This is a genomic window from Pseudomonas sp. Marseille-Q5115 (assembly GCF_916618905.1).
Lineage (GTDB): Bacteria > Pseudomonadota > Gammaproteobacteria > Pseudomonadales > Pseudomonadaceae > Aquipseudomonas > Aquipseudomonas japonica_A.
In genome coordinates this window covers 899,534-915,947 of sequence record NZ_CAKAKI010000001.1, presented here as the reverse complement: position 1 = coordinate 915,947, position 16,414 = coordinate 899,534, and the positions used below count along the sequence as shown (strand labels likewise).

General features: G+C 62.7%; 14 protein-coding genes, 4 tRNA genes and 1 riboswitch. Of the genes, 2 read left to right on the top strand and 16 right to left on the bottom strand.

The window, feature by feature from the left end:
• Positions 1-109: 109 nt before the first annotated feature.
• Positions 110-493, top strand: a complete 384-nt coding sequence (locus LG385_RS04355; protein ID WP_225772697.1) for a hypothetical protein — start codon at positions 110-112, stop codon at positions 491-493.
• Between the two features lie 152 nt (positions 494-645).
• Here LG385_RS04355 and LG385_RS04350 read toward each other — a convergent pair.
• The 8 genes from LG385_RS04350 to ltaE form a co-directional block, all read right to left on the bottom strand.
• Positions 646-722: transfer RNA gene (locus LG385_RS04350), tRNA-Arg, on the bottom strand.
• Between the two features lie 70 nt (positions 723-792).
• Positions 793-869, bottom strand: a tRNA-Arg gene (locus LG385_RS04345).
• A gap of 72 nt (positions 870-941) precedes the next feature.
• Positions 942-1,018, bottom strand: a tRNA-Arg gene (locus LG385_RS04340).
• Between the two features lie 46 nt (positions 1,019-1,064).
• Positions 1,065-1,155: transfer RNA gene (locus LG385_RS04335), tRNA-Ser, on the bottom strand.
• Between the two features lie 62 nt (positions 1,156-1,217).
• Positions 1,218-1,406 carry a carbon storage regulator CsrA gene (gene csrA, locus LG385_RS04330; protein WP_181111717.1) on the bottom strand — a complete coding sequence of 63 codons (189 nt, stop codon included), beginning with the start codon at positions 1,404-1,406 and terminating at the stop codon, positions 1,218-1,220.
• Between the two features lie 154 nt (positions 1,407-1,560).
• Positions 1,561-2,796, bottom strand: coding sequence for an aspartate kinase (locus LG385_RS04325; protein ID WP_181111716.1), 1,236 nt, complete (start codon positions 2,794-2,796; stop codon positions 1,561-1,563).
• Positions 2,797-2,884: 88 nt separating this feature from the next.
• The gene (alaS, locus tag LG385_RS04320; protein ID WP_225772695.1) at positions 2,885-5,509 is read right to left on the bottom strand and encodes an alanine--tRNA ligase; all 2,625 of its coding nucleotides are present in this window, start codon (positions 5,507-5,509) and stop codon (positions 2,885-2,887) included.
• Positions 5,510-5,626: 117 nt separating this feature from the next.
• Positions 5,627-6,652 (bottom strand): low-specificity L-threonine aldolase, encoded by a 1,026-nt coding sequence (gene ltaE, locus LG385_RS04315; protein WP_225772693.1) that lies wholly within the window; start codon positions 6,650-6,652, stop codon positions 5,627-5,629.
• Between the two features lie 123 nt (positions 6,653-6,775).
• Positions 6,776-6,914, top strand: a riboswitch (FMN riboswitch).
• Positions 6,915-6,974: 60 nt separating this feature from the next.
• Between ltaE and LG385_RS04310 the strand changes: the two genes are divergently transcribed.
• The gene (locus tag LG385_RS04310; protein WP_219854697.1) at positions 6,975-7,445 is read left to right on the top strand and encodes a 6,7-dimethyl-8-ribityllumazine synthase; all 471 of its coding nucleotides are present in this window, start codon (positions 6,975-6,977) and stop codon (positions 7,443-7,445) included.
• Positions 7,446-7,515: 70 nt separating this feature from the next.
• On the opposite strand, the gene astE is transcribed toward LG385_RS04310, so the two are convergent.
• The 8 genes from astE to argR all read right to left on the bottom strand — a co-directional run bounded on the left by astE (position 7,516) and on the right by argR (position 16,394).
• Positions 7,516-8,526, bottom strand: coding sequence for a succinylglutamate desuccinylase (gene astE / locus LG385_RS04305; protein WP_225772691.1), 1,011 nt, complete (start codon positions 8,524-8,526; stop codon positions 7,516-7,518).
• Between the two features lie 20 nt (positions 8,527-8,546).
• Positions 8,547-8,840, bottom strand: coding sequence for a topoisomerase II (locus LG385_RS04300; protein WP_181111711.1), 294 nt, complete (start codon positions 8,838-8,840; stop codon positions 8,547-8,549).
• Between the two features lie 14 nt (positions 8,841-8,854).
• A complete protein-coding gene (astB, locus tag LG385_RS04295) occupies positions 8,855-10,201 on the bottom strand; it encodes an N-succinylarginine dihydrolase (RefSeq protein ID WP_225772689.1) in 1,347 nt (448 codons plus the stop codon).
• A gap of 111 nt (positions 10,202-10,312) precedes the next feature.
• On the bottom strand, positions 10,313-11,773 hold the full coding sequence (gene astD / locus LG385_RS04290) for a succinylglutamate-semialdehyde dehydrogenase (protein WP_225772687.1): 1,461 nt from the start codon (positions 11,771-11,773) through the stop codon (positions 10,313-10,315).
• A complete protein-coding gene (gene astA, locus LG385_RS04285; RefSeq protein WP_181111708.1) occupies positions 11,770-12,804 on the bottom strand; it encodes an arginine N-succinyltransferase in 1,035 nt (344 codons plus the stop codon). Before astA ends, astD begins: the two co-directional genes overlap by 4 nt.
• 74 nt (positions 12,805-12,878) lie before the next feature.
• On the bottom strand, positions 12,879-13,898 hold the full coding sequence (gene aruF, locus LG385_RS04280; protein WP_181111707.1) for an arginine/ornithine succinyltransferase subunit alpha: 1,020 nt from the start codon (positions 13,896-13,898) through the stop codon (positions 12,879-12,881).
• Positions 13,899-13,958: 60 nt separating this feature from the next.
• Positions 13,959-15,179 (bottom strand): aspartate aminotransferase family protein, encoded by a 1,221-nt coding sequence (locus tag LG385_RS04275; protein ID WP_225772685.1) that lies wholly within the window; start codon positions 15,177-15,179, stop codon positions 13,959-13,961.
• 234 nt (positions 15,180-15,413) lie between these two features.
• Positions 15,414-16,394, bottom strand: coding sequence for a transcriptional regulator ArgR (gene argR / locus LG385_RS04270; RefSeq protein ID WP_225772683.1), 981 nt, complete (start codon positions 16,392-16,394; stop codon positions 15,414-15,416).
• Between the last annotated feature and the right edge of the window lie 20 nt (positions 16,395-16,414).

Here is a 16,414-nt window from a genome sequence, read left to right as displayed (position 1 = left end):
GCCAAGGTATAGCAGGTTTATGTGACGAAGCATTCGGTAATAGACCCTTCAGTCCGCGCACAGTGCAGCCGCTAGGCTTGGAGAGTGAAATATGGCCAGGGAGGCCGCAATGCGAGGCTTGAACATAGGGTTATGGATAATGGCGCTTCTTGCCGTGAGCAACGAAGCAGGTGCCACAACGGTACAGCGCTGCGTGGGCAGCGGCGGGCAAGTGACCTTCACGCACACCTCATGCCCGGGCCACAGCGTGGGCCAGCGTGAGCGTGTGTGGAGCCCGATGCCGGGCAGCGTAGCGCCTGCGGTGCGGCAAACGGCAAGCCAGGCGCCGAAGGTACGCTCCGCTCGCGCGGCTGACCCTGATGCCAGGGCAGTGAAAAAGCCCGGCGCCGCACCGAAGCAGGTGCTGCCTGTGGAGGAAAAGGCTGAGACGAAAAAGAAAGGGACGAAAAAGAAGAAAGTGAAGTATACGCCCTGGCGGCCGACGCGCAGTTGAGGCTACCTGTAGCAGCGAGGCCAGGCCACGTTGGCCTGACTGCGACGGGGTACCACTGAAACAGCCGCCCTGACGGGCCGGTCGCCGCCAAGGCGGACTACTACGTGGCAAGCAAAAAAAAGCCCACATCCGGAGATGTGGGCTTTTGCAGATGGTGCACTCAGGAGGATTCGAACCTCCGACCGCTCGGTTCGTAGCCGAGTACTCTATCCAGCTGAGCTATGAGTGCAGGTTGGCGTTGTTAACCCAGTCTCCCCTGGGTTCAGGATCTCTGAAGATGAACTTCAGAACCTCTGATATGGTGCACTCAGGAGGATTCGAACCTCCGACCGCTCGGTTCGTAGCCGAGTACTCTATCCAGCTGAGCTATGAGTGCAAGTTGGCGTTGTTGACCCAGTCTCCCCTGGAACTCAGGACTCCGGAAGATTAAACTTCTGGGCCTCTGATATGGTGCACTCAGGAGGATTCGAACCTCCGACCGCTCGGTTCGTAGCCGAGTACTCTATCCAGCTGAGCTATGAGTGCATGTACTGCCTAGGTGATTCGCCTTCCAGCAAACCCACTTGAATAATGGCGGAGAAGGGGGGATTCGAACCCCCGACACCCTTTTGAGGTGTACTCCCTTAGCAGGGGAGCGCCTTCGGCCACTCGGCCACCTCTCCGCAACACGGGGCGTATATTAACCACGTTCTTCCCCGTTTGCAAACAAAAAAAACGAAGAAAATTAAAGGCTTGGTTCTTCGCCCTTCTCCTTGCGAATTCGCTGATAGATTTCTTCGCGGTGCACAGCCACTTCCTTGGGCGCGTCTACGCCCAGGCGCACCTGGTTGCCCTTTACGCCAAGCACAGTGATTGTGATTTCCCCATCGCCAATCACCAGGCTTTCGGCGCAACGGCGGGTAAGAATGAGCATGAAAATCTCCTAACGGTATTTATTCGGGAATGGTCTGCAAAAAAGGGCGTCACGGTGGCCGAAGCCGAACCGCTTGCCAAAACGGCCGTGGAAGAATCTTCCCGTGCCGTAAAAGAAAAAGGGCGCAGCCATGGCCGCGCCCCTTCTGGTCGGCTTACTCGCCCTGTCGGGCGGTCGCGTCCAGGTCGAAGGCCGTGTGCAGGGCGCGCACGGCAAGCTCCAGGTACTTCTCTTCGATCACCACCGACACCTTGATCTCGGACGTGGAAATCATCTGGATATTGATGCTCTCCTTGGCCAGCGCTTCGAACATGCGGCTGGCAACGCCCGCGTGGGAGCGCATGCCTACGCCCACGATCGACACCTTGGCAATCTTGGTATCGCCCACCACTTCACGGGCGCCGATTTCAGCCGCAGTGGCCTGAAGCACGCCGAGCGCCTTCTGGTAATCGTTGCGGTGAACGGTGAAGGTGAAGTCTGTGGTGTTATCGTGGGACACATTCTGAACGATCATATCCACTTCGATGTTGGCACCGCTGATGGGGCCCAGGATCTTGAACGCCACGCCTGGGGTGTCGGGCACGCCACGGATGGTCAGCTTGGCCTCGTCGCGGTTGAAGGCGATGCCGGAAATGATCGGCTGTTCCATGGTTTCCTCTTCATCAATGGTGATCAGGGTCCCGGGACCCTCCTGGAAGCTGTGCAACACGCGCAGCGGGACGTTGTACTTGCCAGCGAATTCGACCGCACGGATCTGCAGTACCTTCGAACCCAGGCTGGCCATTTCGAGCATTTCTTCGAAGGTGATCTTGTCCAGCCGCTGGGCCTGGGCTACCACGCGCGGGTCGGTGGTATAGACGCCGTCCACGTCGGTGTAGATCTGGCACTCGTCGGCTTTCAATGCCGCGGCCAAAGCAACACCGGTGGTATCGGAGCCACCACGGCCCAGCGTGGTGATGTTGCCGTTCTGGTCGACACCCTGGAAGCCGGCTACCACAACTACGCGGCCAGCCTTGAGGTCTTCGCGCAGGCGCTGATCATCGATCTGCAGAATACGCGCCTTGTTATAGGCATCATCGGTGAGGATGCGCACCTGGTTACCGGTGTAGGACACCGCCGGCACACCACGCTTGATCAAGGCCATGGCCAGCAGGCCAATGGTCACTTGCTCCCCCGTGGACACCACTACGTCCAGCTCACGCGGCTCGGGTTGATCGGTAATCTGTTTGGCCAGATCGATCAACCGGTTGGTTTCGCCACTCATTGCCGAAAGCACGACCACCAGGTCGTGGCCTTGCTCGCGGAATTTCTTGACCTTATCGGCCACCTGCTCGATACGCTCGATGGAGCCCACCGAAGTGCCGCCAAACTTCTGTACGATCAAAGCCATTTCAACGCCGCCTCACGCCCACGCAGGGCACCCATTAAACATCCGCACGCTTGCGGCCACGGCCGGGCCGTGGCGCATGCCGCCGGGATTACAGCCCGCCTTCGGCGAACGGCACAGCCAGTGCCAGTGCCTGGTCGAGGGCCGCGACATCCACGCCGCCGCCCTGAGCCATGTCTGGCCGGCCTCCGCCCTTGCCACCGACTGCCGCCGCGGTCTGCTTCATCAGGTCGCCGGCTTTCACGCGCGCCGACAAGGCTTTGGTGACACCGGCAACCAACACTACTTTTTCGTCGTGCACGCCACCGAGCAGGATCACGCCTTCGCCCAGTTTGTTCTTGAGCTGGTCTACCAAGGCCAGCAAGCCCTTGCCATCCACGCCATCCAGGCGCGCGGCCAGCACCTTCACGCCTTTCACGTCCACGGCACCGGCCAGCAGATCGTCGCCCGCGGCGCTGGCGGCCTTGGCCTGGAGTTGCTCCAGCTGTTTCTCCAGCTGGCGGTTGCGCTCCAGCATGGCCTGCAATTTGTCGAGCACGTTCTCACGGCTGCCCTTGAGCAGCGACGCGGCTTCTTTCACTTGCTCTTCAGCGCTATTGAGCAGGGCCAGCGCGGTCGCGCCGGTCACCGCTTCGATACGCCGCACGCCCGAAGCCACGCCGCTTTCGCTGGTAATCTTGAACAGCGCGATGTCGCCGGTGCGCTTGGCGTGGATGCCGCCGCACAGTTCCACCGAGAAGTCGCCGCCCATGGTGAGTACGCGCACGCGGTCGCCGTATTTCTCACCGAACAGGGCCATGGCGCCTTTCTGCTTGGCGCTCTCGATGTCCATCTCTTCGATCTGTACGGGCGTGTTGCGACGGATTTCGCGGTTGACGATATCTTCCAGCGCCTTGATCTGTTCGGGCTTGATCGGCTCGAAGTGGCTGAAGTCGAAGCGCAGGCGCTGGCTGTCGACCAGAGAGCCTTTCTGCTGGACATGATCGCCAAGGATTTCGCGCAGCGCGGCATGCAGCAAGTGGGTAGCCGAGTGGTTGAGCGATGTGGCCTGTTGCAGGTCGCCTTCAACCTGCGCCTGCACCGTTTCGCCCACTTTCAGGCTACCCAGCGCAACGAGGCCGTGATGCAGGAACGCGCCACCAGACTTGGTGGTGTCGCTTACCTGGAAGCGGCTGTTGCCCCCCTGCAGCGTACCGCGGTCGCCCACCTGGCCACCGGATTCAGCGTAGAACGGCGTGCGGTCGAGAATCACCACGCCCTCCTCGCCTTCGGCCAGTTCCTGCACCGACTGCCCATCTTTATACAGCGCTACAATTTTGCCTTCGCCGTCGTGGGTGGTGTAACCCAGGAACTGCGTGTCTTCCTCGACCTTCACCAGGCTGTTGTAGTCCAGGCCGAAGGCACTGGCCGACCGGGCGCGCTCGCGCTGGGCGTCCATTTCGCGTTCGAAGCCGGCTTCGTCCAGGGTGAGGTTGCGCTCACGGGCGATGTCGCCAGTGAGGTCCATCGGGAAACCGTAGGTGTCGTACAGTTTGAAGATCACATCGCCCGGTACCACGTCGCCCTTGAGCTCGGCCAGGTCCTGCTCGAGGATCTTCAGGCCCTGCTCCAGGGTTTTGGCGAACTGCTCTTCCTCGCCCTTGAGCACGCGCTCGATATGCGCCTGCTGGTTTTTCAGTTCGGGGAAGGCTTCGCCCATCTCGGTGACGAGGGCGGCGACGATGCGATGGAAGAAGGCACCGCGCGCGCCCAGCTTGTTGCCGTGGCGGCAGGCGCGTCGAATGATCCGGCGCAGCACGTAGCCGCGGCCTTCATTGGAAGGCAACACGCCGTCGGCGATCAGGAAGCCACAGGAACGAATGTGGTCAGCCACTACCTTGAGCGACGGCTGGCCCTCGTTGCCGCAGCCGATGGCCTCGGCAGAGGCGTGCAGCAGGTGCTGGAACAGGTCGATCTCGTAGTTCGAATGCACGTGCTGCAGCACCGCGCTGATCCGCTCCAGGCCCATGCCGGTGTCGACCGACGGCGCGGGGAGAGGATGCAACACGCCATCGGCGGTGCGGTTGAACTGCATGAACACGTTGTTCCAGATCTCGATGTAACGGTCGCCGTCTTCTTCCGGGGAGCCGGGCGGGCCACCCCAGATGTCCGCGCCGTGATCGTAGAAAATTTCGGTGCAAGGGCCGCAAGGGCCGGTATCGCCCATGGTCCAGAAGTTGTCCGAAGCGTACGGGGCACCTTTGTTGTCACCAATACGCACCATGCGCTCGGCCGGCACGCCCACTTCCTTCGTCCAGATGTCGTAGGCTTCATCATCGCTGGCGTAAACGGTAACCCACAGCTTTTCCTTGGGCAGGTTCAGCCATTTTTCCGAAGTGAGGAAGGTCCAGGCGAAGGTGATGGCGTCACGCTTGAAGTAATCACCGAAGCTGAAGTTGCCCAACATTTCGAAGAACGTGTGATGGCGCGCGGTGTAGCCCACGTTTTCGAGGTCGTTATGCTTGCCGCCAGCGCGCACGCACTTCTGGCTGCTCACCGCGCGGGTGTAGGCGCGCTTTTCCTGGCCGAGGAAGCAGTCCTTGAATTGGTTCATCCCGGCGTTGGTGAACAGCAGGGTCGGATCGTTGGCGGGGATCAGAGAGCTTGAGGCTACACGGGTGTGGCCTTGCTCTTCGAAGAAGCGGAGGAAGGCTTCACGGATTTCTGCGCTTTTCATAGGTTCTTCCACGGAGACAGCGGCCAGAGGCACAGGCTTGGCGTCGAAACGACGGCAAAGGGCCGCATTATATCGGCCCTGCGGTCAGGGTACAGTGTGTTTGTACGATTGAGTCCATCAATTGGACGATTCGTATCCGGTTTGGCGTGCGAAGCCGGCGAACACTTCAATCACCTGGTCGATCTGACGCGCATCCACATCAAGATGAGTGACCAGGCGCAAGCGTGGGCTGGCCGTGAGGCGTACACCCTGCCCTGCCGCGTAGTCCCGCAACGCCCCTGCTGCCGCGCCGACCTGTACATACACCATGTTGGTCTGCACCGGCTCTACAGGGTAGCCGAGTGCACCAAGCCCTTCGGCGAGGCGGCGCGCGTTGGCATGGTCATCCGCCAGGCGCGCTACGTTATGGTCCAGCGCATACAAGCCCGCTGCGGCCAGAATGCCGGCCTGGCGCATGCCACCGCCCACGACCTTGCGCCAGCGCGTGGCGCGAGCAATCAGTGCCCGGTCGCCGCACAACACCGAACCCACGGGAGCGCCGAGGCCCTTGGACAGGCAGATGGAAACCGAATCGAAATGCCTGCTGATCTCGCCTGCCGCCACGCCTTGAGCGACCGCAGCATTGAATAGCCGAGCGCTATCGAGATGGAAGCCCAGGCCATGCGCTGTGCACAGTGCTTTGGCGCGCGCCAGGTAATCCATCGGCAGCACCTTGCCCTGCATGGTGTTTTCCAATGCCAGCAGCCGAGTGCGGGCAAAGTGGAAGTCGTCGGGCTTGATGGCGGCGATTACCTGATCGAGGGCCAGCGAGCCATCGCTCTGGCTTTCCAGCGGCTGCGGCTGAATGGACCCCAACACCGCCGCGCCGCCGCCTTCGTATTTATAGGTATGGGCTTGTTGGCCCACGATGTATTCGTCCCCTCGCTCACAATGGGCCATCAGCCCCAACAGGTTGCTCATGGTGCCGCTGGGTACGAACAGGCCCGCTTCAAAGCCAAGCTCTTCGGCCAGCCGCGCTTGCAGGTGGGCCACGGTGGGGTCCTCCCCATAAACGTCATCACCGGTTTCGGCGCGCGCCATGGCCTGGAGCATGCCCGAAGAGGGGCGGGTCACGGTATCGCTGCGCAGGTCGATCGGGGTCATCAGGCCTCTCCTTGAGCGGGCGCGCGAGAATAGCGCCCTAATGAAAAAATCTAACACGCCACGCAGGGAAGGATTCCCCCTGCCTACCTGGCTGTGTTAATAATGCCGCGCCGCCACACGCGGCAACGTTCTCAGGGCGGGGTGCGATTCCCCACCGGCGGTAATGGCATAGCCTAGCCCGCGAGCGCTCGTTTCGGCGAGGTCAGCAGACCCGGTGTGATCCCGGGGCCGACGGTATAGTCCGGATAAAGAGAGAACGGGGTGCCTGCGCGCTCCTTTCACTCGTGTGCCCTGTTTATTGCCAATGAACAGGAGAGTCACCATGCAAAACCAATCCGCTTCGCGCATCGCCTTCATCCAGGCCAGCTGGCACAAGGATATTGTGGACCAGAGCCGCCTCGGCTTTATCGAAGGCCTCGCCGCGCTTGGCGTGAGCGCCGATCAAGTGGACTTCTTCGAAGTTGCCGGCGCCTATGAAATCCCTCTGCACGCCAAGCTGCTGGCCAGGTCCGGGCGCTACGCCGGCATCGTCGGCGCCGCGCTGGTGGTGGACGGCGGCATCTACCGCCACGACTTCGTGGCCCCGGCGGTGATCGATGGGATGATGCGCGTACAGCTGGACACTGAAGTGCCGGTGTTTTCGGTAGTGCTTACCCCGCATCACTTCCATGAAGGCAAGGAACACCACGATTACTTCTTCCGGCATTTCCATGTGAAAGGCCTGGAAGCGGCGCGGGCCTGCGTGGATACGCTGACCAAGGTGCGTGACCTCAAAGGCATGATCGCGGGGTAAACGGTTCGCAGTCCATTCCCGGGCTACGCCCGGAAGGCCCGCCCCGTGGTCCCACCCGGGAATGGACTTGTTACAGGGCTGATGTGCCGGGAAGATGGGGCACAACCACGATGCCGGCCCGCAGGCCATTGCGCACCTTGGGGTTGGGGAAGATGATCCGGGCGCCCTCCTCCTCGATCACCCACCGCGTGCCTTCGTCCTCGGCCAGAAGATAACCGGTGGGCAACTCGGAGAAGTTTTCCACGTCTGCGGGCAGGTGAAGCAGGAAGCTATCGCTGTGCTTGATGATCTCGCGGGACACGCTGAACAGCTGTAGCCCGGTGAGATCGTCACCGTCGGCCACCCCTGCGCTGCGCTCGATCAACCCACGCAAGCATGCATCCAGCCGCGTCAGGTCTACTTCGGCGTTCTGGCCGAACGGGCGCGCCTTGCCCAGCTCCAGGGTAAAGGCCTCGGCCCCCAAGGTTTCATAGGTGTAGGCGCTGAAGGTGATGGCGGGGCGGTTTTGCAGCAGCACCGCTTCCATGCCCGCGTCGCGCAAACGCGCCAGTTCCAGCCGCGAGTGCTCGCGCCCTTCCTTCCACGGATACAAGGCAAACTGCTCGATGCGAGAGCCGCGGATGGCAGTGTGCAGGTCGTAGTGCAGCCGCTGGCGGTCCGGGCGGTTGAAGAAACTGGCGGCCAGCCGCTCCAGCTCACAGGCACGCATGGCCTCAAAGCCGCTGGACAGTTCATGACGGCCGTTGAACAACCGATTCACGTCCTGCTCCACATAGCGCTCACCGCGCCGGATGGCTTCCGGGTTACCGAACAGGAAAAGCAGCCGCGCCCGGGGCTGCAGCTCATTACGCGCGATGGCGTGAATCAATGAATCGAGCAGCTCGATGGGCGCGGTTTCGTTGCCATGGATGCCCGCCGACAGCAGCAGGTCCAGCCCATTGTCGCGGTCCGCGTGAGGGCGCACTTCCAACGCGCCCGGCGCGAGCCAGCGCAGGCAGGTGCCGCTTACCGTCATCTGAGTCTTCTGCGCCGGCTCACGGTCGGCCAGGGTGAGTTCCAGCAGTTTTCCAAGCGACAGCATAGGCGGGCTCCCGGCCGGGGTCAGTGATGGTGGCCGCAGTCGGGGCCGTGCACGTGGCCGTCTTCTTCATCCGCCAGTTCGGCAGGTTCCATTTCCAGCTGCAGGCTCACCAGGTTGGTGGCCATCGGGCGCATCAGCAAGTTGGCGTACTCGGTATCGCCCTCGTCCACATCTACACCGATCAACAACTGATCGTTGCCGCCGATTTGAATCCACAGTTCCTTGCCTTGCCACATCACCGCCAGGCGGGTGCAGGAGGTTTCAAGTTGAGTGCCGTCGTCGTCTTCAAGGATCAGCCGCAGGGCATCTGACATGGTTGGGGTTCCCTTCAATTGAGTTGGAATGGATAAACCGAGCCGAGCTGCAGCAGCCCGGTGAGTTCATCCAGCGCTGTACGGCACTCTACCAGCAATTGTGGATCAGCCAGGTCCGCATCGCTCAGGCGATCGCGGTAGTGCCGATCCACCCATTGGGTCAGCCGCTCGTACAGGCTGGCCGTCATGATAACCCCTGGGTTGACCGCCGCCAGCTCTTGTTCGTTGAGGGCCACGCGCAGGCGCAGGCAGGCCGGGCCACCGCCGTTCTGCATGCTCTGCTTGAGGTCGAACACTTGAACCTGGCCAATCGGGCCATTGCCAGCCGTAAGCGCCTGCAGGTAATCCCACACGCGCGGGTTGGCTCGGCATTCTTCCGGCACGATTAACAGCATGCGGCCGTCGGCGCGGGTAAGCAGCTGGCTGTTGAACAGGTAGGAGCGTACAGCGTCTTCCACGCTTACCTGGTCGCGGGGCACGCTGATGGACTGGAAATGCCCGCCCCGCTGACTCAATTTCGCGGCCAACTCACCCAGCACCTGCTCGGTCTCGAGGAAGGCGTCCTGGTGATGGAACAGCACCTCGCCGTTGCCCACTGCGATCACGTCGTTGTGGAACACGCCTTGGTCGATTACTGCCGGGTTCTGCTGCGCGTAGACCGTCCCGGCCTCGCTCAGCCCATGCAGGCGCGCCACGGCCTGGGAAGCTTCTAGGGTTTGCCGGGCCGGGTAGCGTTGTGGCGAGGGGCGGCGGCTATCGAAGGCCGCACGGCCGTATACGAAGAACTCGACCCCCGGCGCGCCATAGTCCTTGCAGAACCGGGTATGGTTCGCGGCGCCTTCGTCACCGAACTGAGCGACTGCGGGCAGCGCGGCGTGGTGGGCAAAATGAGCCTGGTCGGCAAACATGGCGGCCAACACGCGACTGGTCGTTGGGTGCTCGATGCTGCGGTGGTATTTGCAATTGAGGTTGGCTGCGGTGAAGTGCACCCGGCTGTCGGCAGTGTCCGCGCTGGGGCTCACGGTAGCAGCGTTGGCCACCCACATGCTCGACGCCGAGCAACTGGCCGCGAGAATCGGCATGGCATCACGGGCAGCGGCGGCGATCACTTCGGCATCGCTGCCGGCGAACCCCAGGCGGCGCAAGCCAGCCACATCGGGGCGCTCCTGAGGCGCCAGCACGCCCTGCACAAAGCCCATGTCGCTCAAGGCTTTCATCTTCGCCAACCCCTGGCGCGCGGCTTCCCGGGGGTTGGACTGCGCCTGGCTGTTGCTCTGCGAAGCAACGTTGCCATAAGACAAGCCGCCATAGTTGTGGGTAGGCCCCACCAGCCCGTCAAAGTTGACTTCAAACGCTTTCATTGGCCCGGCTCCCGCTAAATGTCTTATGGCTTACTGCTTTTGCTTTTGCTTTTGCTTTTGCTTTTGCTTTTGCTTGTCGCTTGCCGCTTGCAACTCAAGGCAGCCCGCGGCTTACAGCGTCACACCCGGTGTAAGGGTGGCCGGCAGGCTTACCCGGTCTGCCTCAAGGGAAGCCACCGGGAAGGCGCAATAATCAGCCGCGTAGTACGCGCTGGCGCGGTGATTGCCCGAGGCACCTACCCCACCGAACGGTGCACTGCTGGCGGCGCCGGTCAGTTGCTTGTTCCAGTTCACGATGCCAGCGCGGCTGTGCAGCCAGAAGTGCTGGTAGCGCTCGGCGGAATCGGACAGCAGGCCAGCGGCCAGGCCGTAACGCGTGTGGTTGGCTTCGGCGATCGCGCCATCGAAGTTCTGATAGCGCACCACCTGCAGCAGCGGGCCAAACAATTCTTCGTCCGAACGCTCGGCCACGGCGGTAACATCTATCAGGCCGGGCGTCAGCAATGCCGCGCTGGGGTTGGGCTGGGTCATCGGTAACAGCGCCTGCGCGCCGTTGCCGAGCAACTCGGCCTGGGCGGTCATCAGCGCTTGGGCGGCACCGAGCGAAACCACCGAGCCCATGAACGGCGCGGGCTGTTCGTCAAAGGCGCCCACGCGAATGCCACGGGCCACTTCCACCAACCGTGCCAGCAGGCGATCACCCCACTCCCCCTCTGGCACCAGCAGGCGCCGAGCGCAGGTGCAACGCTGGCCAGCGGAAATGAAGGCCGATTGCACGATGGTGTAAACGGCTGCGTCCAGGTCCTCCACCTTATCTACCACCAAGGGGTTGTTGCCGCCCATTTCCAGCGCGAGGATCTTTTCGGGGCGGCCGGCGAACAAGGCATGCAAATGGTTGCCGGTACGGCTAGAGCCGGTGAAGAACACGCCGTCGATGTCCGCGTCCGCCAGGGCCACGCCGGTATCGCGGGCCCCTTGCACCAGGTTGAGCACGCCCGCAGGCAGCCCCGCCTCTTCCCAGCACTTGACCGTGAGTGCCGCCACCGCGGGCGTAAGCTCGCTGGGTTTGAACACCACGGTATTACCGGCCAACAGCGCCGGCACGATGTGGCCATTAGGCAGGTGGCCCGGGAAGTTGTAAGGGCCGAACACCGCCACCACGCCGTGGGGCTTGTGGCGCAGCACGGCCTTGGCATCGCCCAGCACGCCGTGTTTTTCGCCGGTGCGCTCTTCGTACGCCTGAACGGAAATCGCCACCTTGTTGACCATGCTGGTCACTTCCGTGGCGGCTTCCCACAGCGGCTTGCCGGTTTCTTCACCGATGCAGCGGGCCAGCTGTTCACTGGAGGCTTTGAGCCGCTCGGCGAACGCTTGCAAATAACCGATGCGGGTTTCCAGCGGCAGCGTTGCCCACTGCGCGAATGCCTGGCGCGCGGCGGCCACGGCCGATTTCACTTGCGCGGCCGAGGCGGCTTGCCCTTCCCAGAGCACACGCTGGCTGACCGGATCGAGCGACTGGAAGGCTTCGCCTTCGCCCGCGAGCCATTGCCCGTCGATGAACAAAGTGGTCATGGCTGGCCCTCCAGAGCCGTGTTGGGTGACAAGGTGACCGCGCGTACCTGGTCGCCCGCATGCAGGCGCAAACGGCGGGCAGTAAGCGGGTCGACCACCAGGGTGCCGGCGGCCAGGCGCGCCGGCGCCGCGGTGATACGGCAGTGCTCCAGCTGGCGGTTATGGATCAGATACACAGGGGCATCATCGCCCGGTGTGCCGACGGCCAGCACCAGGCTTTTGCTCTCCTGAACGGCACGTATTTTCGCCACTTCGCATTCCACGGCCGGGCCGGCGTCGAAGATGTCCACGTACCCTTGGTAGTTGAAGCCCTCGGCGCGCAGCATGGAAAGGGCCGGCTCGGTGTCCGGGTGCACCTTGCCGATCACCTCGCGGGCGGCTTCGGAAAGGAAACAGGTATAGAGCGGAAACTTGGGCATCAACTCGGCGATAAATGCACGATTACCTACGCCGGTAAGGTAATCGGCCTGGCTGAATTCCATCTTGAAGAAGTACCGCCCCAGGCTTTCCCAGAACGGTGAGCGCCCTGCCTGATCGGAGATGCCTCGCAGCTCGGCGATCACCTTGTTGCCGAACAGGCCGGTAAATTCGGCCATGAACAGCAGCCGCGCCTTGGCCAGCAGGCGGCCGTTCAGGCCGTTGCGCATGTCGTCACGCAGGAACAGCGAGCACAGCTCGGAGTTGCCGGTAAGGTCATTCGCCAGGAACAGGGTGGGAATTTCCCGGTAAATGTTCAGCTCTTTCGAGGCGCTGACGGTCAGGCCCACGCGGTAGTTGTACCAAGGTTCGCGCTGCCCTACCGCGCCAGCAATGGCGGAAGTGCCCACCACGGTGCCGTCATCGGTTTCCAGCACGAACAGGTAATCGGTATCGCCCCGCTCGGCCTCGCCGCGGAAGGTCTTCTCCGCCCAGCCTACTCGGTGGGCCAGGCGCTCCTCGTTGGCAGGCAGGGTCGTCAGGCCCGGGCCGGTGCCGCGAGCCAGGTCGATCAGCGCGCTGAGGTCGCTGCTGCGTACGGGACGAACAATCATGTGTACTCCTCGAGCGGCCGCCAAGGGCGCCGCGATGCTCAGCCTGACGTAGCCAGGCAACCAACCCTGCTGTTTTACACGGCCACTACGCGGACGCTGGCGCCATCGGCCACGCCGAGGCGTTCGGCCACGGCCGCCGGCAAGCTCACGGGCTTGCCTGGCGCCCAGTCCAGCTCCAGCAACGCGGCGCGGTAGTCCTGCAAATTGCAGTTCGCTACCAGGTACGGACGCCCGCCCTTGGCAGCGTTTTCATCTACCTTCACAGGCACCACGCGGCTGCTGGCAATCGAGCGGATGTTGGAGGTTCGGGCGTGCAGGGTCGGCCCGCCGTCGAAGATGTCGATGTAATGCTCGGTTTCGAAGCCTTCGCGCATGAGGATGTCGAAGGTGACCTGCGCCCTTGGATGCACCTGGCCCATGGCTTCCTGGGCGGCGTCCGGCAGCAGCGGCACGTAGATCGGGTAGTGAGGCATCAGCTCGGCCAGGAATGTGCGGCTTTTCAACCCACACAAACGCTCCGCCGCCGCGTAGTTGATGTCGAAGAAATTACGGCCGATGGCGTCCCAGAACGGCGAGTCGCCGTGTTCGTCGCTGTAGCCAACGATTTCAGTCACCACGGAATCGGCGAAACGCTCCGGGTGGTTGGCCATGAACAGCAGGCGCGCCCGCGAGTTGAGCTCGGCCCAAGGTGTAGCCACCAGTTCCGGCAGCACATAGAAACTGGTGAGCAGGCTGTTACCCGTAAGGTCATGGCATTGGGACAACACGTGAATCTTGTTGTGGATCTTCAGTTCGCGAGAGGCGTGAACGAAGGTTTCGTTGCGGAAACTGTAGAACGGCTCGGAGTAACCGGCCGAGGCAACGATGGCCGAGCAACCTACCAAGGTGCCGCGAGCGGTGTCTTCGAGCACAAAGAAATAGCTCTCTTCACCGTTGAAGCTGACTTCGGCGGCGAAGGAGGCTTGCGACGCAACGATCTTGTCGCGCAGGCGCTCCAGGTCGTCGGGCAGGGAAGTGACACCGATCGGGCTGTCCGCGGCGAGCCGTTGCACCTCGTCCAGGTCAGCCATTTGCGCAGGGCGCATCACGAGCATGGTGCCACTCCTTTGAATCAAGAAAATAAAGGCAGGGCGCACGGCCCCGCCGGTCAGCCGTCAGGCCTGGGTCAGCTGGGTGACAGCGCGCTCGAAGCGGTCGAGGCCTTCGTCGATGTCAGCGATGTCGATCACCAGGCTAGGGGCAAAGCGGACCACGTCCGGGCCGGCCTGCAGGATCATCAGGTCGTTGCGCTCGGCGGCGTTGAAGAATTCCTTCGCCTTGCCCTTCCACTGTTCACTCAGCACACAGCCGATCAGCAGGCCCATGCCACGCACTTCAGTAAACACCCCGTACTGTTCGCCGATGGCGCGCAGGCGGGTGGCGAAGCGCTCATGGCGAACCTGGACGCCTTCCAGCACTTCAGGGGTATTGATCACATCCACCACCGCTTCCGCTACCGCGCAGGCTAGCGGGTTGCCGCCGTAAGTGGTGCCGTGCACGCCTACGCTCAGGTGGCGGGCCAATTTCTCGGTGGTCAGCATGGCGCCGATCGGGAAGCCACCGCCCAAGCTCTTGGCGCTGGAGAGGATGTCGGGGGTCACGCCGTACTGCATGTAGGCGAACAACGAACCGCTACGCCCCATACCGCTTTGCACTTCGTCGAACACCAGCAGCGCGTTGTGCTGGTCGCACAGGGCGCGGGCGCCTTCGAGGTAAGCGCGGTCTGCCGGCAACACGCCGCCTTCACCCTGGATAGGCTCGAGCACCACGGCGCAGGTCTTGTCCGAGATGGCGGCTTTCAGCGCGTCGAGGTCGTTGTAGGGGATATGGGTGATCCCTTCGATCTTTGGCCCGAAACCGTCGGAGTACTTGGGCTGGCCGCCCACGCTCACGGTGAACAGGGTACGCCCGTGGAAGCTGTTGACCGCGGCGATGATCTCGTATTTTTCCGGGCCGAACGTGTCATGGGCCACGCGACGTGCCAGCTTGAAGCAGGCTTCGTTGGCCTCCGCGCCCGAGTTGCAGAAGAACACGCGCTCGGCAAAGGTGGCAGCCACCAGCTTTTTGGCCAGGCGCAGGGCCGGCTCGTTGGTGAATACGTTGGACACGTGCCACAGCTTGTTGGCCTGCTCGGTAAGCGCGCCGACCAACGCAGGGTGGGCATGGCCCAGCACGTTGACCGCGATGCCGCCGGAGAAGTCGATCAGCTCGCGACCCGCCTGGTCCCAGACTCGAGAGCCTGCCCCACGCACGGGAATGAAACCCGCCGGCGCATAGTTGGGGACCATTACCTGGTCGAAATCGGTGCGTTGCACCTGGGCGTGATCAGCGGACATCAGCGTCTCCTGAAGCGAAGCGCGGGCCTGAAAGTGGCCGGCGATGGGAGGATTGTAAGGAGTGGTTGGCCCTTGGCCTTGCCGCCAAGCGACAACTTGTTACAGCCAGAACCCCCGAAATACCGGGGTTTTCAGCAATGCGACAAATAGGGACAGTTTAAAACACTTGCAGGCGCCGACGCAGCCGGCGAATGACCCCGGATTCCCGGGCTGCGCCGGCGCCTGCACGTTTTCCTACCCGCGCTCTGCCGGAACGGGGGCGAGCTCGAACGGGCTGCCGGCGCGGCGCTGGTTGCGATCTTCGCGCGGGGTAGCGCCGAAGAAGTTGCGGTACGCACTGGAGAAATGCGGGCCGGAGGAAAAGCCGCACGACAGGCCGATCTGGATAATCGACTTGCTGGTTTGCATCAGCATCTGGCGGGCCTTGTTCAAGCGCAACTCGAGGTAGTACTGGCTGGGCACCCGGTTCAAGTACTGCTTGAAAATCCGCTCCAGCTGGCGCCGGGACACACACACGTGCTGGGCGATTTCGTCGGTGGTGAGCGGCTCCTCGATGTTCGCTTCCATCAGCAGCACCGCCTGGGTGAGCTTGGGGTGGCTGGAACCGAGGCGGTTTTGCAGGGGTATGCGCTGGCGCTCGCCGCCTTCACGGATGCGCTCCACCACCAGTTCTTCCGACACCGCGCCTGCCAGTTCGGCGCCGTGGTCGCGCGCCAGCACGGCCAGCATCAGGTCGAGTACGGCCAGGCCACCGCAAGCCGTGAGCCGATCACGGTCACAGTCGAACAGGTGGCTGGTGGCAATCACCTTGGGGAAACGCTCACTGAAGTCGTCCTGCCAGCGCCAATGCACCGAGGCGCGGTAGCCATCCAGCAAGCCAAGTTGCGCGAGAGGATAAATGCCGGCCGACAAGCCGCCGATCACACACCCGCCGCGTACCAGTTGCTTCAATGCGCTGGACAGCGCGGGCGCCATGGAGGCCGGGGGTTCGTCCGCCACCAGGAATAGCTTCTGACAGCCTTCGAGGCGCCCGGCCCAGGGTTCACCCGGCAATTGCCAGCCACCCGTCGTTGGTGCTTCGGCCTGGAGGAACAACGGCTCGTACAGCACTTCGGGATGCACCTTGCGGGCGACGGTCAAGGCCTCCTCGGCCAGCGCCAGGGTCAGTGCCTTGGTGCCAGGCCAGATGAGAAAGCCGATACGCTGGGCAATCATGTGAGCACTCACGCAGTGAA